14 protein-coding genes are annotated in these 18214 nt (G+C 50.6%); 7 read left to right on the top strand and 7 right to left on the bottom strand.

Annotated features, from left to right (window positions below):
• Window positions 1–30: 30 nt before the first annotated feature.
• The 5 genes from HU175_RS09555 to HU175_RS09535 all read right to left on the bottom strand — a co-directional run bounded on the left by HU175_RS09555 (window position 31) and on the right by HU175_RS09535 (window position 7412).
• Entirely contained in the window at window positions 31–1752 is a 1722-nt protein-coding gene (locus HU175_RS09555) for an FAD-dependent oxidoreductase (protein ID WP_176566376.1), read from the bottom strand.
• A 102-nt stretch (window positions 1753–1854) separates the two neighbouring features.
• Complete coding sequence (locus tag HU175_RS09550; protein ID WP_176566375.1) at window positions 1855–2313, bottom strand: nucleotidyltransferase; 459 nt, start codon at window positions 2311–2313, stop codon at window positions 1855–1857.
• A 446-nt stretch (window positions 2314–2759) separates the two neighbouring features.
• Window positions 2760–3698: an STING domain-containing protein gene (locus HU175_RS09545; protein WP_176566374.1), complete on the bottom strand. Its 939-nt coding sequence runs from the start codon at window positions 3696–3698 to the stop codon at window positions 2760–2762.
• A gap of 11 nt (window positions 3699–3709) precedes the next feature.
• The gene (locus HU175_RS09540; RefSeq protein ID WP_176566373.1) at window positions 3710–4741 is read right to left on the bottom strand and encodes a hypothetical protein; all 1032 of its coding nucleotides are present in this window, start codon (window positions 4739–4741) and stop codon (window positions 3710–3712) included.
• A gap of 175 nt (window positions 4742–4916) precedes the next feature.
• Window positions 4917–7412, bottom strand: coding sequence for a ribonucleoside-diphosphate reductase subunit alpha (locus HU175_RS09535; RefSeq protein WP_176566372.1), 2496 nt, complete (start codon window positions 7410–7412; stop codon window positions 4917–4919).
• 485 nt (window positions 7413–7897) lie between these two features.
• Here HU175_RS09535 and HU175_RS09530 point away from each other — a divergent pair, with 485 nt between their 5' ends.
• Both HU175_RS09530 and HU175_RS09525 read left to right on the top strand, forming a co-directional pair.
• Window positions 7898–8140, top strand: a complete 243-nt coding sequence (locus HU175_RS09530; RefSeq protein WP_176566371.1) for a type B 50S ribosomal protein L31 — start codon at window positions 7898–7900, stop codon at window positions 8138–8140.
• A 176-nt stretch (window positions 8141–8316) separates the two neighbouring features.
• Window positions 8317–9249 (top strand): cation diffusion facilitator family transporter, encoded by a 933-nt coding sequence (locus HU175_RS09525; RefSeq protein WP_176566370.1) that lies wholly within the window; start codon window positions 8317–8319, stop codon window positions 9247–9249.
• Between the two features lie 28 nt (window positions 9250–9277).
• On the opposite strand, the gene HU175_RS09520 is transcribed toward HU175_RS09525, so the two are convergent.
• The gene (locus HU175_RS09520) at window positions 9278–9556 is read right to left on the bottom strand and encodes a hypothetical protein (RefSeq protein WP_176566369.1); all 279 of its coding nucleotides are present in this window, start codon (window positions 9554–9556) and stop codon (window positions 9278–9280) included.
• A gap of 170 nt (window positions 9557–9726) precedes the next feature.
• On the opposite strand from HU175_RS09520, the gene HU175_RS09515 reads away from it, so the two are divergent.
• The 5 genes from HU175_RS09515 to HU175_RS09495 all read left to right on the top strand — a co-directional run bounded on the left by HU175_RS09515 (window position 9727) and on the right by HU175_RS09495 (window position 15394).
• Window positions 9727–10320, top strand: coding sequence for an RNA polymerase sigma factor (locus HU175_RS09515; protein ID WP_176566368.1), 594 nt, complete (start codon window positions 9727–9729; stop codon window positions 10318–10320).
• A gap of 27 nt (window positions 10321–10347) precedes the next feature.
• Entirely contained in the window at window positions 10348–10824 is a 477-nt protein-coding gene (locus tag HU175_RS09510) for a hypothetical protein (RefSeq protein WP_228724383.1), read from the top strand.
• A 159-nt stretch (window positions 10825–10983) separates the two neighbouring features.
• Complete coding sequence (locus tag HU175_RS09505; protein WP_176566367.1) at window positions 10984–11700, top strand: porin family protein; 717 nt, start codon at window positions 10984–10986, stop codon at window positions 11698–11700.
• A 224-nt stretch (window positions 11701–11924) separates the two neighbouring features.
• Window positions 11925–14942 (top strand): glycoside hydrolase family 3 N-terminal domain-containing protein, encoded by a 3018-nt coding sequence (locus tag HU175_RS09500; RefSeq protein ID WP_176569174.1) that lies wholly within the window; start codon window positions 11925–11927, stop codon window positions 14940–14942.
• On the top strand, window positions 14939–15394 hold the full coding sequence (locus tag HU175_RS09495) for a DinB family protein (RefSeq protein ID WP_176566366.1): 456 nt from the start codon (window positions 14939–14941) through the stop codon (window positions 15392–15394). Before HU175_RS09500 ends, HU175_RS09495 begins: the two co-directional genes overlap by 4 nt.
• Window positions 15395–15400: 6 nt before the next feature.
• Here HU175_RS09495 and HU175_RS09490 read toward each other — a convergent pair whose 3' ends face one another.
• Window positions 15401–18133, bottom strand: coding sequence for a PAS domain-containing protein (locus HU175_RS09490; protein ID WP_176566365.1), 2733 nt, complete (start codon window positions 18131–18133; stop codon window positions 15401–15403).
• Window positions 18134–18214 lie beyond the last annotated feature (81 nt).

Raw genomic sequence — 18214 nt, 5'->3', positions numbered from 1 at the left:
TACGGTAAATTTACCAAGAATAGACCATTCCTACGCTTTAGGCCAGTGGGTTTCAATGCCCTGTGATCGTACCATTTTCTGAAAATTCTGGAGATGTTGTTCGTTCTCCCGAACGGCGCGGGGCCCCACTTTTTTACTCAGCGAATACGCCACCAGCATACCTACTGCTTCGCCAATGCTCCACTCCACCGGGTGCAGGCGGTAACAACCATTGGTCAGGTGCGTCGTACCGATATTTTTGTTGGCAGGTAGTAAATTTTTTACGCGTTGGGGAATTAGTGCACCCAGCGGTATCTGAAACGGCAGCGAGCTGAAATCGATGTAATTGTTGCCACTGCTGCTGGGGTGCAGATCAATGTGGTAGTAGCCCACGCCAACGCTGTCGTAGAAATCGGCGGCTGTGTTGCCGGTTTTCTTCCCTGTAATCAAGGCTCGATTATCCGCACCAACGTGTTCTTCCAGCACGGTAAACACGGATTTGATCCGACGTGATTCGCGGATATAGGGGTATTTAGCCAGCCCGTCTTCCGTACCTATAATGTCCTGGCGCAGACGCAGGCCGGGCCAGCCCTGTCCCCCATCCGGGCGGGGCGCTTCGGTCTGTAACCAATACAACAGCGACAGACTCAACTGTTTGGCGTTGTCAACGTGCTTCCTGAACTCCTTGTCGCTGGCTCCGATCAGGTTTCCCAGGATATAGTCGTTCTGCGGCCAGTTCACGCTGGAGATATCTCCGGCGTAAGTCCCCGGCTTGAAGTTGGCTTTGCTGATAATCCGGCGGTAGTTCCACAAATTCAGCGTCTCACCCGTGCTGATCCCTTCCGGGTGGAAACCCAGTTGTTTTGGTTCAAGAGTTTTTGGGTTGGAGTAGCTCAGACTTAGCAGTTTCCCCGACCAGGCGGGTGTTACGTTGGGCACGTAACGCTGCCAGAAGGCGTAGTCTTTAGGCTTAGGGCCAACGTAGTTCCGGCCGGGCACGTAGTCCATCGCAAAGCACATTGTAAACGCTTGGCAGCTGTTCGGATCGGCTTTTTCGGGCGCGTGTAATTCGCGGGTTTCCTTCTGCGACTCGGCTCCCGTGACGAACTCGGTTTTTGTCAAGGGCAGCAAATCGCCCAGTTCGGTGGCGTCGACGAAATACGGACCCGCCAGAATATAGTCCCTGCCGCTACGCTGGTTGACGGCTTTCAACGCCCGGACCGTATCACCATCAACGTCAGCCCCAATGATTTTGTGCTCCAGTAGAAGCGTCAATTTGCCCGAGCTCAAGTACGGCATTAGCAGCTGATACAAAGCCGCGAGCGCCACACGCGGTTCGTGACACAAACGGGATACAGCCCCGTCACCCGGATTCAAATGCGGACGTTTCCGGGCTTCGTCGGTCAAGGGATAATGCTGGACGTAATACTGCCGGATGGCGGTGCGCAGATCGCGGTAAAGTTGGGTAGCCCCGTGCGTTTCAATCCACTGGTGTTCATCGGGTGGGACACCCTGCTGGGTCAATTGCCCCCCAATCCAGTCCGTTTCTTCGGTCAACACAACGGTCAGGCCATTTCGCAGCGCGCCCAGGGCAGCCGCGCAACCACCAAGGCCGCCACCGGCAATAATCACATCAGCGGAGTAACCGGTCGGGTTGCTGGATATCAGCCGAGAACTGGCCTGTGTCTCAAAAGAAGGAAGCGTTAACAGAGGAGCAGCTAATGCCGCGCCACTCCCGGCCGATAGTTGTTCGAGGAACGTACGTCGATTCATGCGAATAGATTGAGCCCAAAGCTATCAATCTATTGCGTAAGTACTATGGCGGGGCTTTTTACCGCACGGCGTACTACTTACATAACAATTCTCAACTATGAACTACTTCCTAGTCAGATGATCGATGTCATTGATATCGCGGGGACGACCAGCAGCTTTCTTAGCTTTTATAAGATCATTGTAGTGAATAAGCCGAATGACTAACCCTTCTACTTCAATATCCTTTGCCTGCTCAAAGGCAGCCTTGAATTCTAAACCTTTAATAGCCGTAATGATATCAATCGCAACAGGCTGGCGACCAAACGTAAAAACATCAAAATTGCTATTATTAAGGAAGTTGTCCGACGTCATATCAAATGTTGGCATTCCAAACTCAAGAAATGCTCTTTCCAGTCGGCTATAATTCTCAGACGTTTTTTCAACCCATACGTCCATATCGCCCGTAGTACGACTGTAACCGTGCAGAATGACGGAGTAACCACCAACTAAAATATACTTGACCTGCTGATGGCGTAGTGCCTGCAGAAAATCCCGAAAGTCCAGGTTGAAAATATTAGCCATTGCGGTTAATATGGCGCCGTCCGGTGAACAACGTCCGGTCCAGTCGAGGAGGATCGTTTAAATCATAATTGAAGGCAACGCTATTTAGATAAGCAGCAGCCTGTAACCGTTCGACATGTGTTTTCGGCTGACAGCGGTCATGATACTGTTCTGTTTCTTCATGCGTCCCAGCATGAAAAGCCGTGCGATCTAGGCGTGGTTGCATATGAGCTAGGTTAATAACGAAACAAAATACGAATGTTTCTTCAGTCACAGCAAAGTGCTTTAACAGTAAGACCCCGTTTTTAGGCGGGGTCTTACTACATTCTTTATAGCTACTCGACTAACTTCCGCACATTTCGCAGCCTTCTGGATCATCCAGGGAGCAGGTCATAGCGGCATTCCATTATGTACAGCATTGGTTACAACTGACACAGATTCTATGCATAACTGAGTAATATTTACAACTAAAATTCATCAATTATTTCTACAGTCGATTTAGCAAAAGGGCTTTTATCAAGTTGTATTTGTAAAACTCTTCTAAAGTTGTTAAGTTCTCTTTGTTCAATAATTTCTTGCATTTTGGTTCTACCCTGATGCCCTTTTTGCAAAATCATCTCTATCGCATCATCAATACCAGTTAATGTACTTGGCATATCATACATAATAGCATGTGGTGCGTTTTTAGAATCAAGCTGAAACCAAGCAGGATGTTTACGGAACCTTGTCTTCATTGCGTTTTCAACAAATCCGTGACGTCTATAAAACATTGAAGCTTTTTCCCTTATCATCCCTTGCAAATCACTAGGTACGACAACTTTTAAAGTAAAATCAGTAAAGCGTACACCATCAATCTCGAGAGTATCAGCATTTTGTATACTATCAACTAAACCTGAAACAAAGTTTTTGTAGTAACCGATTGCTAAAGCAGTAGTTGGATATAGACTCAAGTGACCAAGTCTATAATGCTCTTCTATCTTTGATGCGTATTCCCGACATGCACCTTCTATACTACCATCGTCATTTCCTTCGAAACGAGGCATATAGATACCATCAAAGTCAGAAGGAAGTTTTATTCCTTTTTCAACTAACAAGAAAGACTTGTCTCGTCCCATTGCTCCTAAAAAAAGTGACATCTCTAGTATTACGTTGTCCCTCGGTTCAACAACTAACTTATCATCACTAGTTAAAGTTAAGTCATCTGCTGTTGCCACAAATATACCAAAGTCAAAATAGCTAGCCATTCGAAGAAGATTATCGAAAGTACTTCTATTAGGCTCCCATATACCTGGCTCTTTCCATAGGAAACAATCACCTACATCAGATAAATAATTTTTAACTTTTTCAGCAATTGCATACCCAGCCCTAGACGAGCCAATAAATATTTTTGGTTTTAAATCAGTCATAACAAACCCTTTTAATATGTCATTATTGCTTTTTCAGTTACATAACTTTTTAGAATATCCTTTGAAGCATCTTCAATGAGAGTATCCAAATCTATTTTCAATTTTTTTATATCAGAAACAAGATCATCCTTTTCTAAAGAATTTTCTGTACCATTAGGGCTTTTAATTCCTTTCCTGTAGGCTGGATCATCTATAATACGTTGCATTTGAGTTGATACAGCTTTAGCAATGCCTAATTCGGCACCGGGAGTATACCACAGAACACTTTCATCCATTGAATGAACAATTGAAGTAATATGAAAACTTTTTAAGCTTTCTATCTCTACTTCACTATCTGCCTTTAGATTCTTAAGAAGCCTTATTCCTCTTCTTAGTCCGTCTCTAGTCATATCTCCTTTTACATTCACTTGGTGTATGTGAGCAAAAGGAAAATCAGCTCTGTTGTATTTAGGGCCATTTGGAAATTTATAAAAATATATTCCCCTGTAATATTCGTCACTGCTCTCTAAATACTTTTCAGTATTGTACCAGTAGCCAAATACAATATCAACTTTCCTTCCAAGTGATTTATTGTAAATAGAAATACATTTTTCGTGAGTATCATCTACTTCATCATATTTACTCTTTAAAATTTTAGTTGATTGTCGTCTTAGTTCTTTTATATCTTCGTTTGGATCTGACTCAACATATGCATTGCCAGTAAATACTTCTGGATAATGATACTTATCAACAATTGTTAGTAAATCAAAGTCACTATGAACTTTAATATTAGTGTTTGTTTTTACAGAACCTTGTGTCCTATAGGCTCTTTCAAAATGGAGTTCTAAACCATTATTTAGATGTGTTTGAACTCTTTCGGCGGCAGTAATTGTCTTTTCATTATATTTCTGATCAATAGGACGCATTGATTCAAGTAAATACTTTACATCATCAGGAATTTGACCAGAACTAAACGATTTCGACATTAAAGATTCATTCAGTTCTCTATCAAATTTTCTATTTTGAATATTTGATAGTCTATTTGCATAATTTAATGTTGCCATTTATATAATAATTTAACCAAGAATTAAACTTATTTACCAATACAAATCACAAACATTAACATAAAAATTTAAGTTTCTTCTTGAGAATAAAAGTTTAATTATATATAGTTTTTTCTTAAATAAAAAAGCCGACTATTGTTTATATAGTCGGCTTTTTTATTTAAGAAAAGGCATACTAGCTTCCGCACATTTCGCAGCCTTCTGGATCGTCCAAGGAGCAGGTCATGGCAGCATATTGCTGCTCGAGATCAGTTACCATCGGCACCGGCATAGGCTGGGCGTTGGTAGCGTGTTCCTTCGCGTATTGTACGTAATCGAGTGGCTTCTCGACAGGTGCCGCTTCGCTCATTACGGGTTCCAGTTGTGGTTCGGCCTGTGGCTGTACCACGGTGAACTTCACCGCGTCGGCAGCGGCTTTCGTACGCAGGTAATACATACCCGTTTTCAGCCCCGCTTTCCAGGCGTAGAAGTGCATCGATGTCAGTTTGCCGAAGTTCGAATCCTGAATGTGGATGTTCAGCGACTGCGACTGACAGATATACGCACCCCGGTCGGCAGCCATATCGATGATATGCTTCTGCTTAATCTCCCAGACCGTTTTGTAGAGATCTTTGATATTCTGCGGAATGTTCGGAATCGCCTGTACTGAGCCATTGGCCAGGATCAGGTTGTTCTTCATCGCGTCATTCCACAGCCCTAGTTTCACCAGATCACGTAACAGGTGTTTGTTCACCACAACGAACTCTCCTGACAGCACGCGACGGGTGTAAATGTTGCTCGTGTACGGCTCGAAACATTCGTTGTTACCCAGGATCTGCGAGGTCGACGCCGTTGGCATCGGCGCCAGCAGCAGCGAGTTGCGGACACCGTGTTCAACGACGTCCTTGCGCAGGCTTTCCCAATCCCAGCGGCCAGATTTTGGTTGTACAGGCTGGCCATCCTGTTCCCACATATCGAACTGGAAGATACCTTCCGAAATCGGCGAGCCTTTCCAGGTTTCGTAGGGTCCCAGTACTTTAGCCAGCTCCATCGACGCCGTCATGGCACCGAAGTAGATCGTTTCGAAAATGTCTTCGTTCAGGCGACGCGCTTCATCCGACTCAAACGGCATCCGCAGCATGATGAACGCATCAGCCAGCCCCTGCACGCCCAGACCAATTGGCCGGTGGCGCATGTTGCTCCGACGGGCTTCCTCAACCGGGTAGTAGTTGATGTCGATAATTTTGTTGAGGTTCTTCGTAGCGGTCTTGGTTACCTCATACAGTTTCTGGTGGTCGAACCGCAGAATACCATCCTGACCGCGCGTAATAAACTTCGGCAGCGCAATGGACGCCAGGTTGCAGACGGCTACTTCGTCGGGCGAGGTGTATTCGATGATCTCGGTGCACAAGTTCGACGACTTGATCGTACCCAGGTTTTTCTGGTTCGATTTTTTGTTGGCGGCATCCTTGAACAGCATGTACGGCGTACCGGTCTCGGTCTGCGCTTCCAGAATAGCGAACCACAGTTCCTGCGCTTTCACCGTCCGGCGGGCGCGGCCTTCGCGTTCGTAGCGCTCGTACAGGGCTTCGAACTCATCGCCGTAGCAATCCGCCAGACCTGGGCACTCATGCGGGCAGAACAGCGACCATACATCGTTGGCTTCTACCCGCTTCATGAACAGATCGGGCGTCCAGAGCGCGTAGAACAGGTCGCGGGCGCGTAGTTCCTCTTTCCCAGAGTTCTTTTTCATATCCAGGAATTCGAAAACGTCAGCGTGCCAGGGTTCCAGATAGATCGCGAACGAGCCTTTCCGCTTTCCACCACCCTGGTCGACGTAACGGGCGGTGTCATTAAAGACGCGCAGCATGGGCACAATCCCGTTCGACGTACCATTGGTGCCTTTGATATACGTACCGGTTGCCCGAACATTGTGAATGCTCAGACCGATACCACCCGCCGACTGCGAGATTTTGGCGGTCTGTTTCAGCGTATCGTAAATACCATCAATCGAATCATCCTGCATCGTCAGCAGGAAACAGCTCGACATTTGTGGTTTTGGTGTACCAGCATTGAACAGGGTTGGCGTTGCGTGCGTAAACCATTTCTCTGACAGCAGATTGTAGGTTTCAATAGCCGCATCGATGTCCTCCATGTGAATCCCAACGGCAACCCGCATCAGCATGTGCTGGGGGCGCTCGGCAATCCGGCCGTCGATTTTCAGCAGGTACGATTTTTCGAGTGTCTTATAGCCAAAGTAGTCATAGCTATAATCCCGGTCGTAAATGATGGTCGAGTCAAGCAGCGCTGCGTTTTTCCGAACAGCGTCATAGACCTCTTTCGAAATCAGTGATGCGTTTTCGCCTGTTTTCGGATCTTCGTAATGGTAGAGTTTCTTGATCGTGCCGGAGAACGACTTGTTTGTCTCCTTGTGCAGGTTCGATATGGCGATACGGGCGGCCAGGATCGCATAATCCGGATGACGGGTGGTCATCGAAGCGGCCGTTTCGGCAGCCAGGTTATCGAGTTCGGTGGTTTTCACGCCGTCATAAAGCCCGTTCACGACCTTCATGGCCACATCAACGGGCTGAACGTAAGACGGATCGAGGCCGTAACACAGTTTCTCGATCCGGGCGGTGATTTTATCGAACTTGACCGACTCCCGGCGACCATCGCGCTTGACTACTTGCATGAGCGTTTGGGATTAATGGTTATGTATAAAAATGAGCAGAATTGAAGTTGCTTGATTTTTTAAAGTTGCTTCGATTTAGACGGAAAATCAAGCCCGAAGGTTCAGGCCGTTTTCGGAAAGAAGGCGCGAAGCAAAGGCGAGCGCTACGTAAAGAAATTGTTAAGTCGTCACGCTTAATGACTTAGCCGCGGGACTATAAAGCGCAGAATTACCACATTAAATTTTCGGCCCGGTCGCGAGTTTGCCTCACAGCGTACTCTTACATCAGCATTACTGCATAGTTGATCAGGCGGTAGCTAAATGTACGGACTATACCCGTATGAACAAGGTATTATTGCACCATTTTAGGCAACGGACAAAGTTTAGTAAACTGATAATCAACCCCTAAAAGAACAAGAAAAAACGTTTGTCAATCCATAAAGAACCCCGTATCTTTGCAATCCTTTTCGGACGGAAACCGAGGAGACGAAACTGAGCACTAGATTATGAAAAAGGGCATTCACCCGGATTACCGCGATGTGGTATTCCACGATCTGTCGAGCGACTACAAATTCCTGACGCGTTCGACGGTTCAAACCAAAGACACTATCGAGTTCGAAGGCCAGACCTACCCACTCGTTAAAATTGAAGTTAGCTCGCAGTCGCACCCTTTCTATACGGGTAAGAACGTACTGCTCGATACGGCTGGACGTGTGGACAAGTTCCGCAAACGGTACGGTACCAAGTAAGCTATCCGATCTTCAGCAAAAGCCCTCGTCCTATCCGGCGGGGGCTTTTTGCGTTATGTATCCTATGAACGAGCCCCCGAATGGATACCCCCTTTTTTGTGTTCAGGTAAAAACGGCCGGGTAGTTTAACCGTTACTTGTACGTAATTACCGATACCTTAACCCGCGCCCCCATTCATGGCTCACGCACATTCACACGCGCATGCTCACGATCATGCCCATTCGCATAATCATGTCGTTACGTCCATCAATCGAGCGCTCATCATCGGTGCCGTTCTGAACACGGCTTATGTCGTGGTGGAGTTCGGCATGAGTATGTATTACAACTCTCTGGCGCTGGCGGCCGATGCCGGGCACAACCTGAGCGATGTGGCCAGTCTGTTGCTGTCGCTGTTGGCCTTCCGGCTGGCGCGCGTCCGTCAAACGCCCCTCTTTACGTATGGCTACCGAAAAAGTACGGTGTTGGCTTCACTCACAAACGCGGTTATTCTCCTGGTTACCATCGGGGCTATTTTGTGGGAAAGTATTCAGCGCTTTCGGCATCCCGAACCTGTTTCCGGTGGGCCTATTGCCTGGATAGCCGGGCTGGGGATTCTGGTCAATATGGGGTCGGCACTCCTTTTCTTCCGCGACAAGGACCACGATCTGAACATACGGGGAGCTTACCTGCACCTGGCAGCCGACGCGCTGGTTTCGTTGGGGGTGGTTCTGGCCGGACTGGCCATCAGCTATACCGGCTGGACCTGGCTCGACCCGGCTATTGGGCTGGTTATAGCGGCTGTTATCATGAGCTCGACCTGGCGGCTACTTACCGACAGCCTTCGGCTTTCGCTGGATGGTGTGCCTACCAACGTGGACATGCCCAATGTACTGGCTGATTTACAGGCAACGGCTGGTGTGCGCGAGGTGCATCACGTTCATATCTGGGCGATGAGTACCACCGAAAATGCGCTCACCGCCCACCTGGTGCTTGACCCTGGGTTATCAGAATCGGAGACAACCAGGATTAAACACACAGTCCGTCACCAGCTGGAGCATCAGAACATTGGTCATGCTACGTTAGAGACTGAGATTGCCGCGGGTCCCGACTGCTCCACCGAGAGCTGCTAGGCGCGCCCGGCTCCGACATGTATTCTCCCTACCGGAGCGTATCAAGTTTGGTAGCGCCCCCGCGACGTAACGAATCCGGACGAAGTCGGCGCTGCTTCCGATCTTTAGGTAACGTAGTATCCAGGCCCGTCGCCATTCTGGCCCGTTGCTTCTTACCCACGTTCATCATTGGTTTTGGTTCGCTCGTAGGTTTTGTTTTGTCCGTCGACGTCGACTGCTGCATAACCGGTGATTGATTGCTCTGAGCACGTGCGCCGATTGACAGACCGGCGGTCAGCAGGGTGGCGAAGAATAAGATCCGTTTCATACCGTTGATTGATTTATGTAGTTGCTTAACGACCGGCCTAGGCATAAGGTTATCAGGCAACTACATTCGGTTGATGCCATGATAAGAGGAAAACCGGTTGAATAAAGCAACGGCTGTATGGAATTCGGCGGGTTTGTGCATCTTAGTCACGACAAGCAGGTACGTAGTTCATGTTTTTAAAACGGTTCCGTTCATCCAGAGTAGCAGGCACCCGGCCGAAGAGCGCGGCAGAATACATCGCGGCTTACCGGGCCACGGGCGATCTGGTTCTTTTGGGCGAACTGTATGAGCAGCACATGGAACTGGTCTACGCGGTTTGTTTTAATTACCTGCGCGATGAGGAAGAAGCTAAGGATGCGGTTATGCAGTTGTTTGAGCAGCTGATTACTGACCTGCGCCGACACGATGTCCAGAACTTTCAGGCGTGGCTGCACAGCGTTGCCCGAAATTATTGCCTGATGCAGCTACGCAGCAGGAAGACGTATGCCGTCGCCAGCCTGACCAATACCCCCGATCTGGAGCAGCAGCTGCATACGAACAGTGGTACAGACGCAACCGATCAGCTCGATCTGGAAGCAAACCTGACTCAGCTGGAAACTTGTCTGCAAACGCTGCCCAACGAGCAGCGCGTTTGCCTGACCCTGTTTTATCTGGAACATAAAAGTTACGCAGACGTGGCTGAGCTGACAGGCTTCGACCTGAAAAAAGTTAAAAGCTGTTTGCAGAACGGCCGCCGAAATTTAAAAATTTGTTTAAGCAAATAGGATAAGCAAGTCTGTATCCTACTGATAATGAACGATCAACTCACCTTCGATGACCTGCGCGCCTACCAGTCAGGCCAGTTAAGCACACAGGCGCGGCATCGCGTGGAGCGGCTGTTACTCGAAAATCCGTTCTACGCCGACGCGCTGGCTGGCCTGGAAGCCATGCAGCAAACGGCCACTCCTACCGCCGAGCAACTGGCCGATCTACGAACGGCCCTGCACGAACGTATCCACGAGTCAGCAACGAAAAAACGGCTGTGGCCGCTTTGGATTGCCACCACAACGGCCGTCATTATTTTCATGCTGGCGATGGCGGTTTACTTTATTTTCTTCGCCAGCCCCAGACCCGCCCGGCCCAAGACAAGCCAAACCACCCACGCAACAGCGCAGTTAATGAGCACATTAACCACTGCTTTTCAACGGGTTAGTATTGAGAAAGTGGCCAGTACCGATAGTACAAGCTGGTTTATTATCGAAACAACTCCCCCGCCCAAAAAGCCCTGACAAAGCTGGTTTGGCAGGTATTTTAACCGTCTGAACAGTAGCCTCAGGCGTTGATTCAGCCACCATAAAAATTCCCGTAAGCTCAAAACTTACCCCAGCGGGCGAAACATTTAAGAAAGGACAGTCGTTAATCGGGCAAAACACCTTTCAGTACACTCTATGTTTCGCTCAATTTCAAAGAAGGCATCGTACGTTGCCCTTTTGCTGACTACAGCTTGTCTGTCAACAACTTATGCTCAACAACGGTTTAGCGTTGGTCCCCGCGTCGGCTTGAATTTATCCACATTGCGTGGTGAAGTAACAGGCTACAAATTGTCGCCGGGTCTGGCAGCGGGTGCTTTTGTCATGTATAGTTCACTGAACCATTTTGGTATCTCGGCTGATGTATTGTACTCGCAGCGGGGTGGTCGGTTCCCCAGTACAACGAACGGTATTACGACTACTGAGTTTACGCAACGCATCAATTACCTCGAGATTCCTGTAGCGCTCCGGTATTTCCTGACGCGTAGCGGCAATTTCCGCCCAAACGTCTTCTTCGGCCCATCGCTGGCGATTCCCCTGAGTGCACAGCGGGTTCGTCAGAAACTAAACAATGTCGATCAGCCAAACACGGACAACTCGAGTACGTTCAAAAACCTGGACCTGGGTCTGCTGGCGGGTTTGCAGCTTAACTTCCCCGGCTTTGGCGCGCGGCAGCGCTTCCTGATCGATGCCCGGTATACATTCGGTCTGGCTGACATTACGGTGCCTTACACACCGGTCAATGTAGTACCCGGCGCTAACGGTACGCAAAACATTTATAACTCAACCATCACCGTTACCCTGGGTTATGGTTTCGGCGTCGGTAGAGAGCACCCAAGCCGGTACAATCGCTAAACGTCCCAGTCTGTACTAGTTTCAGGTCGTGCTGTATCATACTTCACTACAGAAAGTATGATACAGCACGATTTTTTATGCCCTGTTTCCCACCGGTTTTCCATCCACGAAATGATCTGAAACGTACGTAATAGGCGCGTACTACCCCTTGCTTATCCGTTCCATTCGGCCCATACGCCAATTGTTTCGTACTTTTACCCGTTCAAGACTTTTGCTTTTGTATGATGACCAGTCGCCGGTCCCTGTTTTTTGCGTTGTTCAGCTTTCTTCTGGCCGCAACCTCTTTTGCGCAGACACCCACTTCGGCCCAGAAACCGGCCTTTCTCCAACTCAATGATCGCCAGAATCGCTGGGCAGATTCTGTCTTTGCGGCTCTGACACCCGACGAACGTATTGGGCAGCTGATTATGGTGGCTGGCTATTCGAACCGCACTCCGGTTTACGAAGATTCGCTGGTGTCGCTCGTGCGGACCAACAAGCTAGGCGGGGTGGTGATGTTCCAGGGTGGCCCCATGCGGCAGGCTAAGCTGACCAACCGACTACAGGCGCTGTCATCGGTACCGCTGCTGATTGCTATGGATGCCGAATGGGGTTTGGCCATGCGGCTCGATAGTACGGTCCGTTATCCTTATCAGATGACGCTGGGGGCTATGTCGGCGGGGAGCGATAGTCTGATCTACCGGATGGGAGCCAATCTGGCGAAACAAGCCCGGCGACTGGGCGTTCACGTTAACTTTGCTCCATCTGTTGACATAAACAACAACGCCAACAACCCGGTCATTAACTTTCGGTCGTTTGGCGAGAACAAATATGCCGTTGCCCGGAAAGCCCTGGCTTACGTGCGCGGTATGCAGGACAACCGCCTGCTGACCAGCATCAAGCACTTTCCCGGTCATGGCGACACAGGCACCGACTCCCACTACGACCTGCCACTGATCAACAAGAGCCGGATTGATCTGGATTCGCTGGAGCTGTACCCGTTCCGGCAACTGATCAACGCAGGAGCGGCCGGGGTAATGGTAGCCCACCTAAGCATTCCCGCCCTCGACACCACCCGGAACCTGCCCTCTACCCTGTCGCCCAATATCGTAACCAAACTACTCAAGGATGAACTGGGTTTTCAGGGGCTGATCTTTTCAGACGCCATGAATATGAAAGGCGTTACGAAGTTTTATCCCTCCGGACTGGCCGATCGACTGGGAATCGAAGCAGGCATGGACGTCCTGGAATTCACGGAGAACGTACCGCTGGCCATCGCCCAGATTAAACAGGCTGTTGTGGATGGGCGGGTAACGCAGGAGTCGCTGGACGCCCGCTGCCTGAAAGTGCTACGTGCTAAAGCGTGGGTAGGGCTAAACGACTACAAGCCTATCATGCTGGATAATCTGGTACAGGATCTCAACCCCGTGCAGGATGAGCTATTAAATCGCCGGATGACCGAAGCCAGCCTGACCGTACTGAAAAATGCGCAGAACATTCTGCCCCTGCAGCGGCTGGATACGTTACGGATTGCATCCATCGCTATTGAAGCTGATCAGCCAACGCTATTCCAGAAAATGGCGGGTAACTACACCAACGTTACCCATTTCAACCTAACGTCGAAATCGGCGGATTCGACGATTGCACAGGTGCGGGACTCGTTGAAGAATTATAATCTGCTGCTGGTCGACGTTCACCTGAACAACATTCGTCCGGCATCTAAATATGGCTTACAGGCAAAAACCGCCGGGCTCGTCAGCGAGCTGGTGGCAACCGGCAAAGCCGTTGTTACGGTATTTGGCAATGTGTATGCGCTCGACAAACTAACATTCCCGAATGATACGGTCCATACGGAACGAAATATTGAACAGGCCCGGGCGATTGTAATGCCCTACCAGCTCACCAATTACACCGAAGAACTGGCGGCTCAACTTATTTTCGGAGCCATCGGTGCGTCGGGTAAACTGCCCGTAACGGTCAACCAGCGGTTCCGGCTGGGCGATGGCATCAGCATTCAGCCTAGTGGACGGCTCAAATACACCATTCCCGAAGAAGTGGGTATCGATGGTCGTTACCTGGCGCAGAAAGTCGACTCGCTCGTCAACGTTGGGCTGACGCAGAAAGCATTTCCGGGCTGCGTCGTGCAGATGGCGCGTAACGGCAAAGTCATTTTCCGGAAAGCGTACGGTACACACACCTACGATGCCTCGCTGGGCATCGAACCCGTTCCGACCAAACTGGACGATCTGTTCGACATGGCGTCGGTGACGAAGGTCAGTACGTCGACCCCGGCGCTGATGAAGCTGGTAGACGAAGGCAAATTCAACCTCGACGGCGTTATGGGCGATTACCTGCCTGACTTCAAGAAATCGAACAAAGCTAATCTGCGCTGGCGCGATGTACTGACCCACCAGGCCGGGCTTAAAGCCTGGATTCCGTTCTGGATGGATACCAAAGAAAAAGATGGCTCCTGGAAGCCCAGAACATTCCAGGCAGAACGTTCTGCCCGGTATTCGATTGAGGTTACCGACAGTCTGTTCGAATTCAGACGGTACCCAAGAACCATTTTTGAGCAAATACGCGACTCGCCGGTGAGCGGTAAAAAAGAGTACGTTTACTCCGATCTCTCGTTCATCCTGTACCCGCAGATCGTGAAACGGCTTACCGGCCAGCCGTTCGAGGAATTCCTGAAAGATACGTTCTACAAATCGCTGGGTGCGACGACGCTGACATTCAAACCCCGCCGGTTCTACCCACTCAGTCGCATCGTACCGACGGAATATGATTCGCTGTTCCGGAAAACGCTGATCTGGGGACGGGTTCACGACGAAGGGGCCGCCATGCTCGACGGTCTTTCGGGCCACGCCGGTCTGTTCGGTACGGCCAACGACCTGATGAAACTATACGAGATGTACCGGCAGAAAGGAAGCTATGCGGGTCAGCAGTACATTACGTCGAAAACGATTGCCGAATTTACCCGCTACCAGTTTCCGGGGCAGAGCCGCCGGGGCCTCGGCTTCGACAAACCCTCGACTCCATATTCCGGCAACGCGCCCCGCTCGGGAACCGAAAGCAGCTACGGACACTCCGGATTTACGGGGACGTTTGTCTGGGTTGACCCCGATCCGGCCTATAACCTGACGTACATTTTTCTGTCCAACCGGGTGTATCCAACGCGAAACAATAACAAGATTAGCACGTTGAATACGAGGACGAATGTGGTCGAAGCGCTGTATCAATCCATCCGTCATGGTATGCCATGAAGAACCATCTGATCCACCTGCTGAATTACGAACTCTGGGCAAACAAACGGGTTATCGACGCCCTCGAAAAACTGGAGAACCCTCCTAGTCGGGCTGTGGCCGTAATGGGGCACATCCTGTCGGCGCAGCAGGTGTGGTTGGGTCGGTTCGTTGGCGAGCCTACGTTTATTTCCATCTGGGAGGACACCCCCGTAAGCTGGATGGGCGAGATGGCCGAACGACACCATCACAAGATTGTGAGCTACCTGACCACACTGCCCGAAGCGGATCTGCTAAAGCCGATCGACTACGTCAGTCAGCAGGGGAGTAAATATCAGAATACCTTGCTGGACATGCTCACCCACATGAGCCACCACGCAGCCTACCATCGGGGGCAGGTGGTGCAGCTCATTCGCCCTATGGTTCAGGAAGCCCCCATCACCGACTTTATCGTCTGGGTGCGCGAAAGCTAGCGTTGCTTATTTGGGCAGATAAATACTAAACGTAGTGCCCTGCCCCGGCTGGCTGGTGGCCGTGATGGCGCCCCCGTGGTTTTCGGCTACCCGCTGGCAGATGGCGAGTCCAACACCGGTTCCGGCGTATTGGCTATGCGTATGCAACCGCTGGAAAACCTGAAAAATCCGGTCGGCATATTTCTGGTCGAAACCAATACCGTTGTCGGCTACATCGATCCGGATAAATGCCGGCACCTGGCTCATCCGTCCAAGCTGCGCGGGTGCGTTTTGGGCAGATACCTCCGTAGTTGTTATGTTTATGACCGGAGGTCGGTCGGGCAGACTGAACTTCATAGCGTTCGACAGTAGATTCTGAAACAGTTGCCGCAGCTGCGACTCGTCGCCACGTACCGTTGGTAGCTTACTGGCATTGACAGCGGCCCCCGTCTGCTGAATCCGCAGGTCGAGCGTATCAATCACGTCGTTCAGAATTGTCTGGAGAGATACGGGCTCAAACGTCTGCTGCCGGGTTGAGATGCGTGAGTAATTGAGCAAATCACGGATCAGCGTCGACATCCGTTCGCCCGCCTGCTGAATCCGGCCGAGTATATCCCGTCCGCGCTCATCTATTTCCTGCGCGTACTGATCCTGTAGCAAACTGCTGAAGGACTGAACTTTGCGCAGGGGTTCCTGCAGGTCATGGCTGGCCACATAGGCAAACTGCTGCAGGTTGGCATTGGACCGCTGCAGATCGTAATTGGCGAGTTCCAGTTCGTGGGTACGCTGCGATACCAGCCGGCTCAGTTCCTGCTCCGTCCCCCGCTGCAGCGTAATGTCGTACGAAGCGCCGACAATCGTCTGTGCCGTACCGGTTTCGGTAAAGAAAGTCTGCCCCTGCGAACTGATGATCCGTTCCTGCCCTGTTTTCCGGTTGATGAGATGATACTCAACAGCCAGACGGCCATCCCCCCCCGGTAGTGTAGCCTTCTCGACCGCGTCAACAACCCGTTCATTATTCGGCACGCAGGCCAGTACGTCAGCCAGCGTTATCGACTCGTCTATGTCAAAACCAGCCCATTCTCTGATCCGATCCGAGAAGAAACTCTCGTTCGTCTGCAGATAGAGCTGCCAGGTGCCCAGACCTGCTACGTCAATAGCCGTGGCCAGGCTTTCCTGCGCCTGCTTCAGCTGTTGACGGGCAACGACCTGCGCTGTTACATCAACAGCCATATGCAGAATAGCATACACATGGCCATTGGCATCCTTCAGCGGCTTGTATGTAAAATTAAACCAGAACGGCTTCAGCTCATCGCCGTCAAGCAGGTCGGCGTGCTGTTCCGTCGTCTGATACGTTACACCAGTTCGATACACATCTTTCAGGAGCTGCACAAACGGCTGTCCTTTCAGTTCTGGAATGGCTTCTTCCATAGGCTTACCGATAACCGACGAATCTTTACTCCACATATTGAGTAATACCGGATTGGCATTGTCAATAACAATATCGTCGGTCACGTACACGCCAATGGCAAAAGGCGCTTCAGCGATTAGTGTCCGGAAGCGTTGCTCGCTCTCCTCCAGAGCTTTCCGGGCCGTTACCTGCTGTGTTACCTCGGTGGCGACCTCAATAATTCCGGTTATGGTATCCTTTTCCCGAATGGGCGTGTAAGCTACGTTGAAATAACAGTCTTCTGTCTGTCCGTTCCGAACCAGCGTCACCGGCACTTCCCAACCGTAGTAGGGTTCGCCGGTGTGATAGACCCGGTACATCGTGTCAACAATAGCCTGGCCTTTCATTTCGGGAAGCCCTTCCAGCAGCGGCTTTCCAATGATGTCGGCGGTTTTCCCAAGCATCGCCAGCATGGTTGAGTTGACGGTTTCGAACGTCAGGTCATCGCCCCGGAACACCAGCATAGCTACCGGTGCTTGTTCGATAACAAGCCGCAAGCGCTCCTGACTGGCCCGCAGTGCGTTATCTTTTGCCTTGTCGGCCGTAATGTCCTGAATGGTACCGACAAAACGATAGGCAATTCCTTCAGGCGAAAAGTACCCCTGCCCAGTGGCCCGTACCCAGCGGATCAGGTCGTCTTCCTTACCAATTGTTCGGTATTCAATATTATAGTAGCTACGGATTGCCGGATCAACGGCTCGCTGCACGGCGGCAGTTGTAAACGAACGGTCGTCGGGGTGAACCCCTTCTTCAAACGTACTCCAACTGACCGGCCTTCCCGGCGACAGCCCAAACAGCGCCCGGCAGCGGTCATCCCAGCGAAGCTCTTCGGTAACAGGATTATAGTCCCAGGTTCCTAGTTTAGTGGCCTCCATGGCCATTCGGTAACGCTCCTCGCTTTCCTGCTGCCGCCGTAACAACTCCCGGTAGGTTGATACGTCCTGCATCGATCCGACCATCCGGACGGGTTTTCCCTCCCGGTGAATGATGTAGCCCCGATCAAAAATCATCGCGTAGGAACCATCCGCCCGCCGAAACCGGTATTCATGACTCCAGTTGGTTCCCCCGCCGTCAATCGTTTCGTGGATGCTGTGCAGGGTTTCGTCCTGATCATCAGGATGGATACGATTGTACCAGGACTCCGGCCCCGGTTCCAGTTCTTCCAGTCCATAGCCAAACAGGTCAAAGAACCCTTCGTTCCACCAGACGGTGTCGGTTTCCAGATTCCAGTCCCAGACGGCATCCCGTGTGGCTTTGGCCAGTAATTCGAATCGCTCGTTCGCTAATAAACGATCATCCAAGCCTGTCATTAATCAGAATAATTTCGCGTCTGTGCGGTTTCTACTGTCAACCTTTTCCAAAGGTAAGGCCCATTGTGCGGGCGCGCCTAT

Origin of the sequence: Spirosoma sp. KUDC1026 (assembly GCF_013375035.1) — a bacterium.
Lineage (GTDB): Bacteria > Bacteroidota > Bacteroidia > Cytophagales > Spirosomataceae > Spirosoma.
The sequence above is the reverse complement of the archived record's forward strand: the minus strand, read 5'-3'. Positions and strand labels throughout refer to the sequence as shown.

Bases quoted from the DNA above. Each gene is read 5' to 3' on its own strand.
- HU175_RS09510 (WP_228724383.1), top strand. From the start codon at position 10,348: ATGAACGATCAACTCACCTTCGATGACCTGCGCGCCTACCAGTCAGGC.
- HU175_RS09530 (WP_176566371.1), top strand. From the start codon at position 7,898: ATGAAAAAGGGCATTCACCCGGATTACCGCGATGTGGTATTCCACGAT.
- HU175_RS09490 (WP_176566365.1), bottom strand. From the start codon at position 18,133: ATGACAGGCTTGGATGATCGTTTATTAGCGAACGAGCGATTCGAATTA.
- HU175_RS09535 (WP_176566372.1), bottom strand. From the start codon at position 7,412: ATGCAAGTAGTCAAGCGCGATGGTCGCCGGGAGTCGGTCAAGTTCGAT.
- HU175_RS09520 (WP_176566369.1), bottom strand. From the start codon at position 9,556: ATGAAACGGATCTTATTCTTCGCCACCCTGCTGACCGCCGGTCTGTCA.
- HU175_RS09545 (WP_176566374.1), bottom strand. From the start codon at position 3,698: ATGACTGATTTAAAACCAAAAATATTTATTGGCTCGTCTAGGGCTGGG.
- HU175_RS09505 (WP_176566367.1), top strand. From the start codon at position 10,984: ATGTTTCGCTCAATTTCAAAGAAGGCATCGTACGTTGCCCTTTTGCTG.
- HU175_RS09550 (WP_176566375.1), bottom strand. From the start codon at position 2,313: ATGGCTAATATTTTCAACCTGGACTTTCGGGATTTTCTGCAGGCACTA.
- HU175_RS09495 (WP_176566366.1), top strand. From the start codon at position 14,939: ATGAAGAACCATCTGATCCACCTGCTGAATTACGAACTCTGGGCAAAC.
- HU175_RS09555 (WP_176566376.1), bottom strand. From the start codon at position 1,752: ATGAATCGACGTACGTTCCTCGAACAACTATCGGCCGGGAGTGGCGCG.
- HU175_RS09540 (WP_176566373.1), bottom strand. From the start codon at position 4,741: ATGGCAACATTAAATTATGCAAATAGACTATCAAATATTCAAAATAGA.
- HU175_RS09525 (WP_176566370.1), top strand. From the start codon at position 8,317: ATGGCTCACGCACATTCACACGCGCATGCTCACGATCATGCCCATTCG.
- HU175_RS09515 (WP_176566368.1), top strand. From the start codon at position 9,727: ATGTTTTTAAAACGGTTCCGTTCATCCAGAGTAGCAGGCACCCGGCCG.
- HU175_RS09500 (WP_176569174.1), top strand. From the start codon at position 11,925: ATGACCAGTCGCCGGTCCCTGTTTTTTGCGTTGTTCAGCTTTCTTCTG.